Here is a 17,147-nt window from a genome sequence, read left to right on the forward strand (position 1 = left end):
CCAATTTGTGAAAGATTTGAAGTGTAAGTAAAAAAGAAGCAACTTTTCATAAAGTTGCTTCTTTCATTATTCAAATTTCGTTGTCATCGTTCCAGTTTTATATCGATTGTTAGGATCGAATCGTAATAAATCTCCATAAATCAGTTTGTCGGAGAGTTTTAAATCTGTTTTTGCTTTTTCAATATATGGCTGGCATAGTGCTACATCTGCCTCTTCACCTGAGCTTCTTTTGTAGCACATATTTTTTGTATAAACATAATCCTCTGTTACAAAACTACCATCGCGCATTACCATAAGAGGATCTTTTTCTTTTATAAATAAGTCAGTTCCAAATTCAACTGATTGATTCGTTTTAATACCAAGTAAATGAAGTAGTGTTGGTTTAATATCAATTTGTCCTGATACTTTAGAGACAACTTTTCCTTCTTGACCAGGTACATGAATAATGAGGGGGACGCGCTGTAATTGCATAGAATCAAATGGTGTAATAGCGTCTTTCCCAAGGAACTGAGCCATAGCTGCATTATGGTTTTCGGAAATGCCGTAGTGATCCCCATAAATGACAATAACGGAATTGTCGTATAGTCCTTCTTCTTTTAATTGGTTAATGAATAATTTGAGAGCTTCATCTGTGTAGCGAACCGTTGGGAAATAGCGGTTTAGAACACCGCTTTCCGAATTAAACTCATCAACATATTGATCTTCTGGATTTAGAAGAAATGGAAAATGGTTTGTTAAAGTAATAAATTTCGTATAGAACGGTTGCGGTAAAGATTTTAATTTTGGAATAGATTGTTCAAAGAACTCTTTATCTTTTAATCCCCAACCGACAGACATTTGTTCAGTGCCTACGTAATCATTTAAATTAAAATAACGATCATATCCAAGTGCAGGATACATTACATCACGATTCCAAAATGTTTTATCGTTTGAATGGAAGACAGCGGAAGAATATCCGTATTTCTTTAACTGTTCTGGTGTGGCAGTATATTCATTTGTTGCATGAGTAAAGAATACAGAACCACGGTCTAACGGATAAAGTGAGTTTTCAACGATAAATTCAGCATCGGAAGTTTTACCTTGTCCCGTTTGATGATAGAAGTTATCGAAGTAAAAACTATCTTTTATAAACTGATTTAAAAATGGAGTAATCTCTTTTCCATTTATTTTTTTATTAATAACAAAACTTTGTGTGGATTCCATTGAAATTAAAATTACATTTTTACCTTTTGCAGATCCGAATAAGTTTTTATCAACTTGCTTATCTTTTGCGTCAGTATAATTTTTAATTTCGGAGAATCCGTCGCCACTTGCAAATACACGTTCAGCCGAAGATTTAGATTGAAGTGTAATATCGAATAGATGATAGGTGTATAAACCTAAATTTTTCACGACAGTTTGACGATCAAATGAGCGTGAGAACATTTGTGGTTTATAAATAACTGAAACAGCAATTTGCAGTGCCAATAGCGCTGTTACACCACTAAAGAAAGTCCGTTTCTCAGAACGAGAAAGTGGCGTTGTATCACAAAATGATGGGAATTTACGTGAAATAAACATTAAAATAATTGCATCTGCAAATAAAAGTAATGTCTTGTACGTAAAGAGCTCTTTAATGCTCGTTCCTAAGTCAGCCATATTATTTGTTTGGAATAAAACAGGGAAAGTAACAAAATCGTTATAGAACCCGTAAAACATTGCATTTCCAAATAAAATAAATGACAGTATAAAACTAATTCCAATAATAATTCGGTTTCGGTACTTAGATGCAAATAAAGCGAAACCAAAAAATAAAAGTAACGAAGCTAGTGGGTTAATAAAAAGCATAAATTCTTCAAAGAAATTATCAATTCTAATATCAAATGCTAGCTTGTACACAATATATGTTTTTATCCATAATAAAACGACTGCAACTAGTGCAAATCGCAGTTTTGGAAACAGATTTTGTAGCATAATATACTCCTCTCCTAAAAGCAGGACAGTTCTTGTGAGCCGGTTTGATTAGCGCCTCATTTTATATATACGAACAGTCCTTCGTTATTATGTTTATTATACTATGAGTATCATTATACGAAAATAAAAGAGAGTTGTGGGCTTTTTTATAATAATTGAGTAGAAAAAGGGCAGTGGGAGACAATAAAACGGAGTTTCTATGTATGATAATTATCGTGCGCAGAAAGAATCGAGTAATAAAACGGAGGTTATAATGCGAAAATTATTATATTTTATAGTATGCAGTAGTGTTATACTTTTTTCCTCACCGAGTATGTCAGTAGCGCAATATGATGCACCCCTTATGGAAGATGCACTTTATTCTGTTTTATTTCCAAAAATAAATAAGGCAATTGAAAAACAATATGGGAATTTGAAACCTTATCAATGTCCTAAAATCATCCGTTTAAAAAAAGTGTATAGTGGCACATATTTATTTCAAGCGGTTATTGAAGTGACGAAGTATGAACAGGTTGGTGGGAAAATTGTTCCACCATTCGAAAAAGTAACAATTACTTTTAATAACGAAGAAGGCGAATGGGAAGTGACAAATATAGCAGTAAAGCGCTTACCAAATGATACGAAATTAAACTGTAAAAAAACAATATAAAAAATTGTTTGACAAATAAAATGGTCCTTTGGTATTGTTAATAGCAACAATTAGATGTTTGAAAATTAAATAGACTTACCTCATCTACTCTCAAAGGTAGAGGCCGCGATAGGAAAGAGTAAGCTATGGGAGATTTAATGGAATCTGTGATCATAGGTTGAAAGGGACTATTGCCGAAATATAAGAATAATCACCTTATTCATATATTGGGACTGCATTGAATAAATGTAGTACTGTCATAAAATTTATTTTATGGAGAGCTATTTGGAGATGTTGATGCGGTTTCTTATTTTGAGAAGATAACAACTCGTTTATTTTTTCAATATATATTTTTCCTAATAAGAAACGCGTGTGAACATTGTTCCGCGCGTTTTTTGTCTATCTAAAAGCGTGCTGCAATGAATAGAAGATTGGGGTTATGAGTTTTAGAGGAAATAAGGGAGGAATTTAAATGTATTTACACGGCACAAGCCGAATCAATGGGCAAGGACACTTAGAAATTGGAGGGTGCGATACGACGCAGCTAGCAAAACAATACGGAACACCACTTTATGTATACGATGAAGAGTCTATTCGAGGAAAGTGCCGAGCATTTCATCGTGCTTTTAAAGAAAGTGGTTTCTCTTATCAAGTAGCATATGCTAGCAAGGCGTTCTTGTGCATGGAGATGTGCCGAGTAGCTCGTGAAGAAAATATGTCTTTAGACGTTGTCTCTGGAGGAGAATTATATACTGCACTCCAAGCAGGATTTCCGGCATCGCGCATTCATTTTCACGGAAATAATAAAACAGAAGAAGAAGTGATTATGGCTCTTCAGGCGAATATCGGTTGTTTTGTAGTAGATAATTTCTTAGAATTAGAAATTTTACATGATTTAGCAGTGCAACATGGGAAATTTGTGAACATATTAATCCGTGTAACGCCTGGAGTAGAGGCACATACACACGAATATATAACAACAGGTCAAGAGGATTCGAAATTTGGATTTGGTGTTTCAAATGGTCAAGCCATGCAAGCAATTGAGCTAGCTCTGCAAAAATCAAATTATAATGTGCTAGGAATTCACTCGCACATCGGATCACAAATATTTGAAACGGCTGGTTTTGTTCGAGCAATTGAAGTTCTTCGCCAATTTTTAGAAGAAGTGAGAGAGCAAATGAATTATGTAGTAAAAGTGTTAAATGTGGGCGGAGGATTCGGAATACGCTACACAGAGTCAGATACGCCATTAACTCTTGAGACATATGTGCGAGCTGTAACAAGTGCAGTGAGAGAACAATTTACAGTATGTGAATATCCGCTGCCAGAAATATGGGTTGAACCAGGTCGTAGCATTGTAGGTGATACTGGAACGACAATTTATACAGTCGGATCTGTGAAAGACATTCCTGGTATTCGGAAATATGTATCAGTGGATGGCGGAATGACAGATAATTTAAGACCTGCCTTATATAGCGCGCGTTATGAAGCGATGCTAGCGAATCGAGGGAATGATGCGAATGAGGAACTCGTTTCGATTGCTGGGAAATGCTGTGAAAGTGGAGATATGCTTATTTGGGATATTAATCTACCGAAAGTTGCTTCTTCCGATTTACTAGCAGTTTCTTGTACGGGGGCATATGGGTACTCGATGGCCAATAATTATAATCGTATTCGAAGACCGGCCGTCGTCTTTGCGAAAGGCGGAACATCGCAAATTGTTGTAGAGCGTGAAACATATGAAAATATTATTGGGAACGATCGCATACGTATTAAAGAGCTTATTTAAATAGGGAAAAGGAGTTGTTCGGATGGGCAATTCCTTTTTTATAAAGTGAAATAAAATAATTAAAATATATCGGAAAACTAGGATTGAAAAAAATCAGAATTGTGATAAAATACAAATACAAAGCTTATCAAGAGAAGCTGAGGGAACTGGCCCTACGAAGCTCGGCAACCTGCTTATAGAAAGCAAGGTGCTAAATCCAGCAAAATGGAATCCATTTTGAAAGATAAGGTAAAATATATTACCGAACAGTCTTTTCGAAATGGAAAAGATTTTTTTTATGAATAAAAAGGGGGGCTGTTTGCGTGAGCGTACGGGAACATTTTGATGAAGTGTCCGAAAAAATTCAAACGATGCTTGCTGATATGAAATATGGTTCAATTACAATTGTTGTGCAAGATGGAAAAGTGATTCAATTAGAGAAAAGTGAAAAGGTCCGTTTAAAGTAAAAAGCGCTGACTAGAAAAACTAGAGGCGGTTTTAATCTATTTTTAATAGGTTAAAGCCGTCTTTTTGCTTTTACAGGGGGAAAAAACATGTTGACGTACGAAACGTGGAAAGAAAATAGTGTTTCATTTTCTGAAGAAGATGAAACGAAGGGTGCGTTATCGGTATTAAGTTGGGCTTATAGAGAGTATAAAGATGAAATTGTATATGCATGTAGCTTTGGGGTGGAGGGAATGGTTTTATTGCATCTTATAAACCAAGTAAATCCATCTGCTAAAGTTGTATTTTTAGATACAAATGTTCATTTTCAAGAAACGTACGAATTAATTAAGAAGGTACGCGAGAGATTTCCTTCATTAAAGATTATAGAAAAACAGCCAGAACTTACACTTGATGAACAAGCGAAGCTTCATGGAGAGAAGTTATGGGAAAGTAATCCGAATCTTTGCTGTAGTATTAGAAAAATTTTACCGTTAGAAAAATCATTAGCAGCCGAAAAAGCGTGGATATCAGGCCTTAGAAGGGAACAATCAGAAACGCGTAAGCATACACAGTTTATAAATCAAGATCGTCGTTTTCAATCTATTAAGGTTTGTCCGCTGATTCATTGGACTTGGAAAGAAGTTTGGCGATATGTATACAAACATAGTTTGCCGTATAACCCATTGCATGATGTTGGCTATCCGAGTATTGGGTGTGAGAAATGTACATTACCTGTAGGTGATGGTGGCGACTCAAGAGATGGAAGATGGGCTGGGAAAATGAAGACGGAATGTGGTCTTCACTTTCAATGAGATAGATTTTGAAATAAAGCTAAGAAGGGATATAAGAAGATGAGTACAACAAATGAATTAGTAAACCGCATTGATGAAACATATGACATATCGAACATTGTAAAGGAAATTGAGCTAGACAAAATTGCGCTTAGTGATTTAGAACTTTTGGCGACAGGAGGATATAGCCCTCTTACAGGATTTTTAGGGAAGAGAGATTATGATTCAGTAGTAGAAACGCTGCGTTTAGCAAATGGTAGCGTATGGAGTATACCGATTACATTGCCGGTAACAGAAGAAGTAGCAGAGAAACTACAGGTTGGAGAGGAAGTAAAACTTGTCAACGCCGGAAATGTATATGGTGTCATTCAAATAGAAGATATTTTTGTGCCAGATAAAGAAAAAGAAGCGTTACTTGTATATAAAACGCCGGATGAGGCTCATCCAGGAGTGAAAAAATTATATGAACGATCAAATGTTTACGTTGGAGGAGCGATTACTCTGATAAAACGCTTTGAAAATAATCTATTTCCTTCTTATCATTTAGATCCAATTGAAACGAGAGAAGGATTTAAAAAACGGGGTTGGAAAACAGTAGTCGGATTTCAAACGAGAAACCCGGTACATCGTGCCCATGAGTATATTCAAAAGTCGGCACTTGAAATTGTAGATGGTCTCTTTTTAAACCCGCTCGTTGGTGAAACAAAATCAGATGACATTCCTGCTGATGTAAGGATGGAAAGTTATGAAGTATTACTACAGAATTACTATCCAAAAGATCGTGTTTTTTTAGGGGTATTTCCTGCAGCGATGCGATATGCAGGTCCAAGGGAAGCGATATTTCATGCATTGGTAAGAAAGAATTTTGGGTGTACCCACTTTATTGTAGGGCGTGATCATGCTGGGGTAGGAGACTATTACGGAACATACGAAGCACAGGAAATCTTTACGAATTTTACAGTAGAAGAGTTAGGGATTACGCCGCTATTCTTTGAACATAGTTTTTACTGTACGAGATGTGAAGCGATGGCTTCAACGAAAACGTGTCCGCACGGAAAAGAGGACCGTGTCATTTTATCAGGTACAAAAGTAAGAGAAATGTTAAGAAATGGTGAGATTCCGCCAAGTACATTTAGTCGTAAAGAAGTAGTGGAAGTGCTAATTAAAGGTTTGAAAAAAGAAGTAGTAACAGAATAGGGAGAGAACGAGATGGATACGAATATTACTTGGCATACAGCTTCTGTTTCAAAAGATGAGAGAAGAGTGAAGAATGGGCATCATAGTTTTGTAATTTGGTTTACTGGTTTATCAGCTTCGGGTAAATCTACAGTAGCGAATGCGGTTGCTCGTAAACTATTTGAAAAGAATATCGGAAATTATGTGCTTGATGGGGATAATATTCGCCAAGGTTTAAATAAAGATTTAGGTTTTTCTGAAAGTGATCGCATGGAAAATATAAGACGTATTGGCGAAGTGGCGAAGTTATTTGTAGATCAAGGAACTGTTGTCCTTACAGCGTTTATTTCACCATTTCGAGTAGACAGAAAACAAGTTAGAGATCTATTAGCGGCAGATGAGTTTATTGAAGTCTTTGTGAATTGTCCGATTGAAGAGTGTGAGAAACGTGATCCGAAAGGACTTTATAAAAAGGCGAGAAAAGGTGATATTAAAGAGTTTACGGGAATTGATTCACCGTATGAGGAACCAGAACAAGCAGAATTAATTGTAGAAACGCACAAGTATTCTATTGAAGAATGTGCAGAACAAATAGTGAAATACTTACAAGAGCGTAGTTTTATATAGGGGGATTTAAAAATGAGCTATGAAAAAGTATGGGCTAATAATGAAAAATTAAATCAGACTGAGAAAAATAAATTAGAAAAAGATGGTTTGGAAATTTTTAATGATATTCCATACTACGCAGAAAATGGATTCGAATCTATTCCGAAAGAAGAGTGGGACGCATTTAAGTGGGCAGGATTGTATTTGCAAAGACCGAAAGAAGCTGGCTATTTTATGATGCGTGTAAATATTCCTTCAGGGATTATTACAAACGCGCAGGCAGAAGTGCTTGCTTCTATCGCTGAGGATTATGGACGCGATGTAATAGATATTACGACAAGACAGGCGATTCAGTTTCACTGGTTAGAAATTCAGCAAATTCCAGATATTTTTAAAAGATTAGCAAGAGTTGGATTATCTTCAGCAGGGGCGTGTGGTGATATAACACGTAATATTACAGGTAATCCACTTGCTGGAATTGATGCGAATGAACTGTTTGATACAACGCATATTGTGAAAGAGGTATATGACTATTTCCAACATAATGAAGAGTTTTCTAATCTACCACGTAAATTTAAAATGTCTATTAGTTCTAACATTTATAATTCAGCAAATGCAGAGATTAACTGTGTTGCATTTACACCTGCTACGAAAGAAATAGATGGTGAGAAAAAAGTTGGGTTTCATATAAAAGTAGGCGGAGGCTTATCAGCTCGTCCGTACTTAGCGGAAGAATTAGATGTATTCATTTTACCAGAAGAAGTGAAGGCAGTATCGATTGCAATTGCTACTATATTCCGTGATTTTGGATATCGTGAAAAACGCCACTTAGCACGTTTGAAATTTCTTATCGCTGACTGGGGCGCTGAGAAATTTAAAGAGAAACTAGTAGAATACACAGGCCCATTGCAAAGTAAAGGGGAAAGTGCTCTCAAAGGCTGGAATGCAGGATACTTTTATGGTGTTCAAGATCAAAAACAAGAAGGATTAAAGTATGTCGGCTTTAATGTACCGGTAGGGCGTTTACATGCAGAGGAAATGTTTGAGATTGCAAGAATTGCAAAGAAATATGGAAACGGGCAAATTCGAACTTGTAACTCTCAAAACTTCATTGTTCCGAATATTCCGCCAGGAAATGTTGCTGGATTATTAAGTGAACCGTTGTTTGAAGCGATTTCTGCAAATCCGAAATCATTTATTGGTCATGCGGTTTCATGTACTGGTATTGAGTATTGCAATCTTGCGTTAGTAGAAACGAAAGAAAGATTACGCAAAATCGCAGAGTACTTAGATACACAAATTGCACTCGATGTTCCAGTTCGAATTCATATGGTAGGATGCCCGAATTCCTGTGGTCAACGTCAAATTGCTGATATTGGTTTGCAAGGAGTGAAACTGAAAACAAAGGAAAAGGGAATCGTTGAGGCGTTTGAAATATATGTGGGCGGAACGCTATTAGACGGAGGAGCATATAACGAAAAATTAAAAGGGAAAATAGATGGAGAAGATTTGCCGGATGTTCTCGTGTCCTTTTTAAGTTATTTCCAAAAGAATAAATTACTAGCCGAAACGTTTTATGATTTCGTCGGACGTGTTGGAGTGGAAGAATTACAAATTGTACTAAATCGTGTAGTAGAAGAAGTAATAGCGTCTTAGGAGGGACAATATGGATTTATATCGATTTGAAGCTGTATTAGCGAATAGTGTTGTTCCGATAGTCGTTGTTGCTCAAAGTGAAGAACACGCATTTAAGCTTGCGGAGATTGAGCTTGAAAAGCATTTTTTACCGTTGCCAGAAGTAAAGGAGATTTCTTTGTTTGAAAAAAAGAAGATTCGAAAAGGTGCGGCATTTGTTGTTCATGAGTAAATAACATTGTAATACGAAAGTATTCTAACTTCCATTCATATAAAAGGATGGAAGTTTCACTTTAATAGTAGAAATGAGGAGAGATGATGGGGAAGGTTTATATCGTTGGAGCGGGTCCTGGCGATCCGGATTTAATTACTGTTAAAGGGTTGAGATGCATCGAGAAGGCCGATGTTATTTTGTACGACCGTCTCGTAAATAAAGAATTGCTCTCTTATGCAAAGCCTGAAGCGGATTTAATTTATTGCGGGAAACTCCCAAATTATCACACGATGAAGCAAGAGACAATTAACACATTTCTTATTAAATATGCGAAAAAAGGAAAAGTTGTAACGAGGCTTAAGGGCGGAGATCCATTTGTATTTGGAAGAGGTGGAGAAGAAGCTGAAGCGTTAGCGAAGCAAAGTATCCCATTTGAAATTATTCCTGGTATTTCAGCTGGGATAGCTGCTCCTGCTTACGCTGGAATTCCAGTAACGCACCGCGATGCAAGTGCAAGTTTTGCTATTGTGACAGGACATAGAAAAGAGGATGCTGAAGAGGAAGTGAAGTGGGGAAATTTAGCGAAAGGTGTAGATACATTAGCTGTCTATATGGGGGTTAGTAATTTACCTTACATATGTGAACAACTAATAAAACACGGAAAAGATCAAAGTACACCTGCCGCTATCATTGAGTGGGGGACGACATCTATGCAGCGTACTGTTACAGCGACGTTAGGAACAATTGTAGATGTTGCCAAAAAAGAACGAATTCAAAATCCGAGTATGATTGTTATTGGAGAAGTTGTCCGTTTTAGAGAAAAGATACATTGGTTTGAGAAACAAACGGAAAATGCATATCAAGTAAGTGGAGTATTGTAAAATGAAGGCTGTTATGTATATATGTCATGGAAGCCGTTTGAAAGCAGCAAAAGAAGAAGCGGTTGCATTTATTACATCATGTATGAACCGTGTAGAGGCAAATATTCAAGAAATTTGTTTTTTAGAGCTAGCGAGTCCTTCTATTGAAGAAGGATTTCGTGCATGCGTGAAGCGTGGTGCTACAGAGATTGTCGCTATTCCTGTTTTTTTATTAGCAGCAGGACATGTAAAGAAAGATATTCCGCTTGAATTACGAAAGTTAAACGAAGAATATCCGGATATCAAAATAGTGTATGGTAATCCATTTGGTGTATCAGAAGTGCTTGTAAAAGCGGTATATAACGGAAGTGGCATTAAAGACTATGAAGAAGAAGTAACACTTTTGCTTGTTGCAAGAGGGAGTAGTGATCCGGAAACTTTACAAGACATAAAGTGGATTTCTTCTTTATTTCAAAAAGAAGAGAACATTAAAGAGGTGGAAGTTTGTTATTTAGCAGCCGCGGAGCCGAAGTTTGATGAGAAGTTGAAAGAAATTGTAGAACAAAAAGAACGGAACATTGTTGTGTTACCTTACTTATTATTTACAGGTTTACTCATGAAACATGTTGAGAAAGAAGTGCGTCAATATGAGTCGGAAGAGATAAAAATAAGTCCATATTTAGGAAAGAATGTAGCGTTTCGAGAGATGTTAATTCAGAAAACAGAGAAAATATTGAAGGGGGATCAATATGTATCCACTTACAGTGCGAGTTGATAAGAAACGTGTTGTTGTCATTGGTGGAGGGAAAGTAGCAGGGTTTAAAATTATTCCTTTACTAAAACAAGGTGCGGATATAGTTGTGGTAAGTACAGAATTAGATGCGAATTTAGTGAAACTTGTAGAAGAAAAGCAAATTCGTTGGTATCAAAGAGAGTATGAGAAAAGTGATATTAAAGATGCTTTTTTAGTAGTTGCAGCGACTAGCGATTCGATACTAAATGAACAAATTGCTGAAGATGTCTCGGTAAATCAATTGGTAAATGTTATTACGAATCCGGAAAGTGGAAATGTTCATTTTCCGGCGGCGTTTCATCGTGGTTTGCTTAATGTAGCTGTTTCTACAGGAGGAGCAAGCCCGAAATTGGCGAAAAAAATTCGTGACGATATCGCAAATAAATATGATGAGACATATGAAGCGTATCTTAATTTTTTATATGAAGTAAGAATAAAAGTGAAAGAATTACAAGTAGATAAGCGGCAGAGAAATATATTATTACAAGAAGTATTAAAGTCAGTATATGTTCTAAATGGAGAAAAAAGAGAATTGTTTTTACAAGAATTAGAGAGAAAGGTTCATATAGGATAATGAATAAATTGTGCTTTACAACTATAAGAATATAATTTATAATCACAAGTAACTTCAATAGATGAAATCGATGAGCAAGAAGAGTACGTATATTTGATGCGTTCAGAGAGCTGGGGTAAGGTGTGAGCCCGGTACGATAAAATATACAGAATGGGCTTGCGAGAGGTATGCTGAACATTGCAGTAGGCAACCCGGGTTCCGCCGTTAAAAGGATAGAGTATCGGAATTTTCCTGTACTTGAACAAGTGGGATTTATCAATCCAATTGAGGTGGTACCACGGTATTTATATTACATATATCGTCCTCTACATGCATATTTGCGTGTAGGGGACTTTTTTATTTTCTAAAGGAGGTGTGCGAGTATGAAATGAAAGTGTATAATTGTTAAAAGTTTAAATATTCAGAAAAGGAGAAATTATAATGAAAGAAACACAGCAATGGACGTCGAAAATAGGCTTTGTACTCGCAGCAGCGGGAGCCGCAGTAGGTCTTGGGGCAATATGGAAGTTTCCATATGTTGCAGGTAATGGAGGGGGAGGCGCGTTCTTCCTTGTATTCTTACTATTAACTTTATTTATTGGTATGCCTCTTCTTGTAGCTGAATTTGTTATTGGCCGTAGTACTCAAAAAGAGGCAGTTACAGCTTATAAAGTATTAGTACCAAATAGCAAGTTATATCCTTGGATTGGTCGTATGGGGGTTGTTACTTGTTTTAGCGTACTATCTTTTTATAGTGTTGTAGGTGGATGGATTTTACTTTATTTATACTATAGTGTCACAGGTAGTTTCTGGAACGGAGTAGTCGATTATGGGCAATTGTTTGCTGAAACAATTGCAAATCCAGTAAGTGCGATTGGGGCGCAATTCATTTTTATGCTTTGTACCATTTTTGTTGTTAGTAAAGGTGTGGAAAAAGGCATAGAAAAGGCAAGTAAGTACATGATGCCGCTATTATTCATTTTATTTATTGCTATCATTATTCGTGCGTTAACACTTGATGGTGCTATGGCTGGGGTAGAGTTCTTCTTAAAACCAGATTTTTCAAAGCTTACAGCAGATACGATTTTATATGCGATGGGACAATCTTTCTTCTCACTAACGGTAGGTGCCTCGGTAATGGTAACGTATAGTTCGTATTTAAAGAAAGAAGAGCATTTAGCTAAATCAGCAACATCTATTGTAAGTTTAACTGTATTTGTTACAGTACTTGCAGGATTAGCGATTTTTCCGGCGATTTTCGCATTAGGAGTTAAACCGACAGAAGGACCAGGGCTACTGTTTATCGTTCTTCCTGCTGTCTTTGCGAAAATTCCATTTGGACAATTTTTCTTCATTATGTTTTTAGTTTTATTCTTCTTTGCGACTTTAACATCTGCGATTTCAATGCTTGAAATTGTAGTAGCATCTGTTGCGAAAGATAATGAGAAGAAGCGTCCGTCAGCTTCGTTATTAATTGGTATTCTTATTTTTGCAGTTGGAATTCCATCAGCGTTATCGTTTGGAATTATGAGTGATGTGAAAATATTTGGTAAGACATTCTTTGATTTCGTCGATTTTTCGGTAAGTAATGTGTTACTGCCACTCGGAGTATTAGCCATTTCGCTATTCGTACCAAATAAAATGAGTAAAGAGTTATTAATGAAAGAATTAGAAGTTACGGAAACGAAAGGGAAAACATTATTTAACATTTGGTTCTTCTTACTTCGTTATGTTATTCCGGTAACTGTAATTATCGTATTTTTAAATGCGGTAGGCGTATTTAAAATGTTTGCATAATAAAAAGACGGAGATTTCTCCGTCTTTTTATTATGTTGTAGAAGTATTTAATAAGCGATTATATGCTTTATAAGCTGTGACAACTGCGATAAATGATCCAATTAAAAATAACGCTGAGCCGCCGAATGTAAATAATCGGCCGATGTATGTTTCTCTAGCTTCTTCTATTTCTTCTTGTAATTGTGTATTTATATTAATCACCCCGCAAAATATAGGCATTTAGTTGTAGTTTATGTAAAATGCCTACAAAGTGTGAAATGGTAGTAAAAAAACTCGGTATGCACCGAGTTTTTTTATAATCCGATATAAGGAGACGGATCAACTGCGTTTGTCTTACCAACATTCCATTCTCCAATATGAAGTTCGAAGTGTAAATGTTGTCCGTAAGATTGACCGGTATTTCCCATAAAGCCAAGTTGGTCGCCTTGTTTTACAGTTTGTCCATTGGATACAGAGCGGCTACTCATATGTGCATACACTGTCGTATATGTTTTTCCGTTAATACGGTGAGATAAGTAAACAACGTTTCCGTAACTAGAGGATAATTCTGAACGGATAACAACGCCATCTGCAGCGGCAATAATTGGAACTGTTCCCGGAGCTGCGATATCGATTCCTTTATGGTTATCTAAAGAACGTGTGCCGAATCCAGAAGTTTTTGATCCAGCCGCTGGTTTAATAAATCCACCTTTGTTCGTATCTTGCGGTGTTGGTGCGGATTGTGTGCTTTCTTTAGCAGAAGCGGCGGCTTGTTTTTTTGCTTCCTCAGCCTTGCGTGCCTCTTCCGCTTTCCGAGCTTCTTCCGCACGTTTTTCTTCTTCAATTGCTTTTTGAACAGCTTGACGCTGGTTTTCTAAAATACCTTGTGACTCTTCTAATCCTTCAATCTCGGAATCTACTTTTGATACTTTCGTATGTAGATCTTTAATAAGAGTTTGTTGCTGTTGCTGGTTATTTTGTAACTCTTGTTGTTTTTGCTCTAATTTTTGTTCAGATTCTTTCAGTTGTTGTTCTTTTTTCTCAACAGCCTCTTTTTCTGTCGTTACAGCATGTTGATCATCTGTTTGCTTTTTCACAATATCGGTATCGTTATTTAAAATTAAACTTACAGAATATATATTATCAACAAGATCAGCGATATTTGCAGAACTTGTTAATACCTCTGTAATGATATTTGTACGAGGTTTTTCTTGCATAGATTGTAGTCGTTGTTTAATAACTTCCTGACGTGTATCTATGTTTGTTTGTAATTGCTCTATATGTTTCTTTTTTTCAGCAATTGTTTGCTGTGTTTTGCTAATTTCTTTTTTCGTATCGTTTAATTCAGCTTCGTTTTTAGTAATAGAAGTAGTTAATTCGTCGATTTTTTTTTGAAATTCCTGGATTTCTTTTTCTATTTGTTCTTTCTCAGCTGATTTATTTTGTAAGTCATTTTGTTTGCCTTCTAATTCGGATTGAATATTAGATAATTTATTTTCATTCGTTTCAGCGTATACGGGTGAAAGTAACGGGGAAACGAAAATCGTTCCAGCTGCTAAAACACTAAATGCTGCAAATTTCTTTTTCATTGTTGTCTTGCTCCTTTCCCTATGAATGTATATATCATAAGAAGAAGAAGGGTGTCTATCGTTGTAATCATAATGTAAAGAAAACTTTATAAATTTGCTAAGTTTTGTCGGAATTTAGTATCTTTTCGTAGTGTTTGTCATAAAGTGAAATTTTAGCATGCATACAAAAATGCACCATTTTCTATTTTGTTCTAAAAAAAACATGGAAAATGATGGAGTTTTCGATGGTGAAACATTACTTTAAAAACCTTTAAATCACTAGTGAGGGATCGTTCTCATGTTAGGTTTTCTCACATGGGTTTTATTTTTGTCAAGAAAATTATTTGTATTCGGGCAAACTTATTATGTTGTCAGATTTTAAATTTTGATTTATGATTTTTAACAGGGACAAAATGTAGTGAATTGTCGAATAATATGTAATACTCTTAATTTCAAGTTTTATAGAGATAGAATGAGAGATAGAGTGACACATCGAAGAGGGGGTTACCACAAGTATGAAAAGAATAGGACTTGCATGGCAAATTTTAATAGGACTTGCGCTTGGTATTGCAGTTGGGGCGATTTTCTTTGGCAATCCGGCAGTGGTTGATTATTTAAAACCAATTGGTGATATTTTCATTCGATTAATTAAGATGATCGTTGTACCAATTGTTGTAGCAAGTATCGTTGTTGGTGTTGCTGGTGTTGGCGATGTTAAGAAGTTAGGCCGACTAGGCGGAAAAACAATTCTTTACTTTGAAATTATTACAACGATTGCAATTGCTGTTGGTCTATTAATAGCGAACATTTTCCAACCTGGAAAAGGCGTTGATATGGATAAATTAACAAAGACTGATATTTCTAAATATGCAGAAACAACAGCTCAAGTACAAAGTCATTCGTTCGCGGATACGTTTGTAAATATTGTTCCGACGAACATTATGAAATCATTGGCTGAAGGTGATATGCTTGCTATTATCTTCTTCTCAGTATTATTTGGTTTAGGTGTAGCAGCGATTGGTGAGCGTGGTAAACCAGTTCTACAATTTTTCCAAGGTGTAGCTGACGCAATGTTTTATGTAACGAACCAAGTTATGAAATTTGCACCATTTGGTGTATTCGCATTAATTGGTGTTACAGTTTCTACATTCGGATTAGCTTCATTAATTCCATTGGGGAAATTACTCATTGTAGTATATGGGGCAATGATATTCTTCGTTGTGGTCGTATTAGGGCTTACAGCGAAAATCTTTGGAATAAACATTTTCGAATTCTTTAAGATTTTAAAAGACGAGCTGATCTTAGCGTATTCTACAGCAAGTTCAGAAACGGTTTTACCGAAAATTATGGAGAAAATGGAGAAATTCGGTTGTCCGAAAGCAATTACATCTTTCGTTATTCCAACAGGTTATTCATTTAACTTAGATGGATCAACGTTATATCAAGCAATTGCGGCAATTTTCTTAGCGCAAATGTACGGTATTGAATTATCCATTACACAACAAATTACGTTATTACTTGTTTTAATGGTTACATCAAAAGGTATCGCGGGTGTACCGGGCGTATCATTCGTTGTATTATTAGCAACACTTGGTACAGTAGGTATTCCAGCTGAAGGTTTAGCGTTTATTGCAGGTATTGACCGTATTCTTGATATGGCTCGTACAGCAGTTAACGTTGTAGGTAACTCTTTAGCGGCTGTAGTTATGTCTAAGTGGGAAGGTCAATATGACGCTGAAAAAGGACAAGCCTATTTAAAAGAGATATCTGAAAAGGGTCAAGCAGCTTAATTATAATATGAACAAGCTCTCACATAATATGTGGGGGCTTTTCTATATATAGAAGAGGAGCGGACGTAATGAAACGTAAATATGGTGACGGTTCTTCGTGGAAGCGACTAATAGAGAAGGATTATAGGGTTAAGCAAGTAGAGGATGGAATGTTAGGAATACTGGACATGAAAAAGGTGAGAGAACATAGTCATAAAGAATACAACGGTAAAAATCTTTGCATTGCAGGTGATGGGTATACATGGATGCAATATTTTATAAACGGCAAAAACTTTGCAATTACAGCTATGTTAGATGATCAGCAAAAATTAGTGCAATATTATATCGATGTGACGAAAGAATATAAAATAGACGAGCGTGGTTTACCTTATTTTGATGATTTATATTTAGATGTCGTATTGTTACCAAACGGTGAGATTTATGTATTAGATGAAGATGAGTTAGAGGATGCTTATAGAATGGACGATGTTAAGAAGGAAGAATATGAATTAGCTTGGCATACAACGAAGTGGATTATATCAGCGATAAAAAATGGAGAATTTTATTGGATCTCAGTATTGGATGAAGAAATTGAAAAGTTAAAATGATT

General features: G+C 36.0%; 17 protein-coding genes, 2 riboswitches and 1 other annotated feature. Of the genes, 14 read left to right on the forward strand and 3 right to left on the reverse strand.

What is annotated here, in order from left to right; all coding sequences use genetic code 11:
* Window positions 1-66: 66 nt before the first annotated feature.
* Window positions 67-1,953 (reverse strand): LTA synthase family protein, encoded by a 1,887-nt coding sequence (locus ACFVQC_RS11890; protein WP_002149496.1) that lies wholly within the window; start codon window positions 1,951-1,953, stop codon window positions 67-69.
* 253 nt (window positions 1,954-2,206) lie between these two features.
* Here ACFVQC_RS11890 and ACFVQC_RS11895 point away from each other — a divergent pair, with 253 nt between their 5' ends.
* From ACFVQC_RS11895 to ACFVQC_RS11950, 12 genes are all read left to right on the forward strand, one after another.
* On the forward strand, window positions 2,207-2,602 hold the full coding sequence (locus ACFVQC_RS11895) for a DUF3888 domain-containing protein (protein WP_033717986.1): 396 nt from the start codon (window positions 2,207-2,209) through the stop codon (window positions 2,600-2,602).
* A gap of 89 nt (window positions 2,603-2,691) precedes the next feature.
* Window positions 2,692-2,873: riboswitch (Lysine riboswitch) on the forward strand.
* A gap of 180 nt (window positions 2,874-3,053) precedes the next feature.
* Window positions 3,054-4,370 carry a diaminopimelate decarboxylase gene (gene lysA / locus ACFVQC_RS11900; RefSeq protein ID WP_377898411.1) on the forward strand — a complete coding sequence of 439 codons (1,317 nt, stop codon included), beginning with the start codon at window positions 3,054-3,056 and terminating at the stop codon, window positions 4,368-4,370.
* 121 nt (window positions 4,371-4,491) lie between these two features.
* Window positions 4,492-4,600: riboswitch (SAM riboswitch) on the forward strand.
* Between the two features lie 72 nt (window positions 4,601-4,672).
* Complete coding sequence (locus tag ACFVQC_RS11905; RefSeq protein WP_002149491.1) at window positions 4,673-4,816, forward strand: YezD family protein; 144 nt, start codon at window positions 4,673-4,675, stop codon at window positions 4,814-4,816.
* A gap of 87 nt (window positions 4,817-4,903) precedes the next feature.
* Window positions 4,904-5,608 (forward strand): phosphoadenylyl-sulfate reductase, encoded by a 705-nt coding sequence (locus tag ACFVQC_RS11910; RefSeq protein ID WP_002149489.1) that lies wholly within the window; start codon window positions 4,904-4,906, stop codon window positions 5,606-5,608.
* 39 nt (window positions 5,609-5,647) lie between these two features.
* A complete protein-coding gene (gene sat / locus ACFVQC_RS11915) occupies window positions 5,648-6,784 on the forward strand; it encodes a sulfate adenylyltransferase (RefSeq protein ID WP_377898412.1) in 1,137 nt (378 codons plus the stop codon).
* Between the two features lie 12 nt (window positions 6,785-6,796).
* Window positions 6,797-7,390: an adenylyl-sulfate kinase gene (gene cysC / locus ACFVQC_RS11920; protein WP_377898413.1), complete on the forward strand. Its 594-nt coding sequence runs from the start codon at window positions 6,797-6,799 to the stop codon at window positions 7,388-7,390.
* A 12-nt stretch (window positions 7,391-7,402) separates the two neighbouring features.
* Window positions 7,403-9,025, forward strand: a complete 1,623-nt coding sequence (locus ACFVQC_RS11925) for a nitrite/sulfite reductase (RefSeq protein WP_377898414.1) — start codon at window positions 7,403-7,405, stop codon at window positions 9,023-9,025.
* Between the two features lie 10 nt (window positions 9,026-9,035).
* Window positions 9,036-9,236 (forward strand): DUF3906 family protein, encoded by a 201-nt coding sequence (locus ACFVQC_RS11930; protein ID WP_002149479.1) that lies wholly within the window; start codon window positions 9,036-9,038, stop codon window positions 9,234-9,236.
* Between the two features lie 86 nt (window positions 9,237-9,322).
* Window positions 9,323-10,099: a uroporphyrinogen-III C-methyltransferase gene (gene cobA, locus ACFVQC_RS11935; RefSeq protein WP_377898415.1), complete on the forward strand. Its 777-nt coding sequence runs from the start codon at window positions 9,323-9,325 to the stop codon at window positions 10,097-10,099.
* Window position 10,100: 1 nt separating this feature from the next.
* A complete protein-coding gene (locus ACFVQC_RS11940; RefSeq protein ID WP_377898416.1) occupies window positions 10,101-10,853 on the forward strand; it encodes a sirohydrochlorin chelatase in 753 nt (250 codons plus the stop codon).
* Window positions 10,828-11,445, forward strand: a complete 618-nt coding sequence (locus ACFVQC_RS11945) for an NAD(P)-binding protein (protein WP_002168810.1) — start codon at window positions 10,828-10,830, stop codon at window positions 11,443-11,445. Before ACFVQC_RS11940 ends, ACFVQC_RS11945 begins: the two co-directional genes overlap by 26 nt.
* Window positions 11,446-11,506: 61 nt before the next feature.
* Window positions 11,507-11,754: a binding site (T-box leader), on the forward strand.
* A 111-nt stretch (window positions 11,755-11,865) separates the two neighbouring features.
* Window positions 11,866-13,221: a sodium-dependent transporter gene (locus ACFVQC_RS11950; protein ID WP_002168809.1), complete on the forward strand. Its 1,356-nt coding sequence runs from the start codon at window positions 11,866-11,868 to the stop codon at window positions 13,219-13,221.
* Window positions 13,222-13,251: 30 nt separating this feature from the next.
* On the opposite strand, the gene ACFVQC_RS11955 is transcribed toward ACFVQC_RS11950, so the two are convergent.
* Window positions 13,252-13,422, reverse strand: coding sequence for a hypothetical protein (locus ACFVQC_RS11955; RefSeq protein WP_377898672.1), 171 nt, complete (start codon window positions 13,420-13,422; stop codon window positions 13,252-13,254).
* Window positions 13,423-13,514: 92 nt separating this feature from the next.
* On the reverse strand, window positions 13,515-14,789 hold the full coding sequence (locus ACFVQC_RS11960; RefSeq protein WP_377898417.1) for a murein hydrolase activator EnvC family protein: 1,275 nt from the start codon (window positions 14,787-14,789) through the stop codon (window positions 13,515-13,517).
* Between the two features lie 494 nt (window positions 14,790-15,283).
* Here ACFVQC_RS11960 and gltP point away from each other — a divergent pair, with 494 nt between their 5' ends.
* Window positions 15,284-16,558, forward strand: a complete 1,275-nt coding sequence (gene gltP / locus ACFVQC_RS11965) for a glutamate/aspartate:proton symporter GltP (protein WP_002149471.1) — start codon at window positions 15,284-15,286, stop codon at window positions 16,556-16,558.
* Between the two features lie 68 nt (window positions 16,559-16,626).
* On the forward strand, window positions 16,627-17,145 hold the full coding sequence (locus tag ACFVQC_RS11970; protein WP_377898418.1) for a ribonuclease FAU-1 family protein: 519 nt from the start codon (window positions 16,627-16,629) through the stop codon (window positions 17,143-17,145).
* Window positions 17,146-17,147: the final 2 nt, after the last annotated feature.

This window comes from Bacillus sp. NPDC057893, from assembly GCF_042796455.1.
GTDB lineage: Bacteria > Bacillota > Bacilli > Bacillales > Bacillaceae_G > Bacillus_A.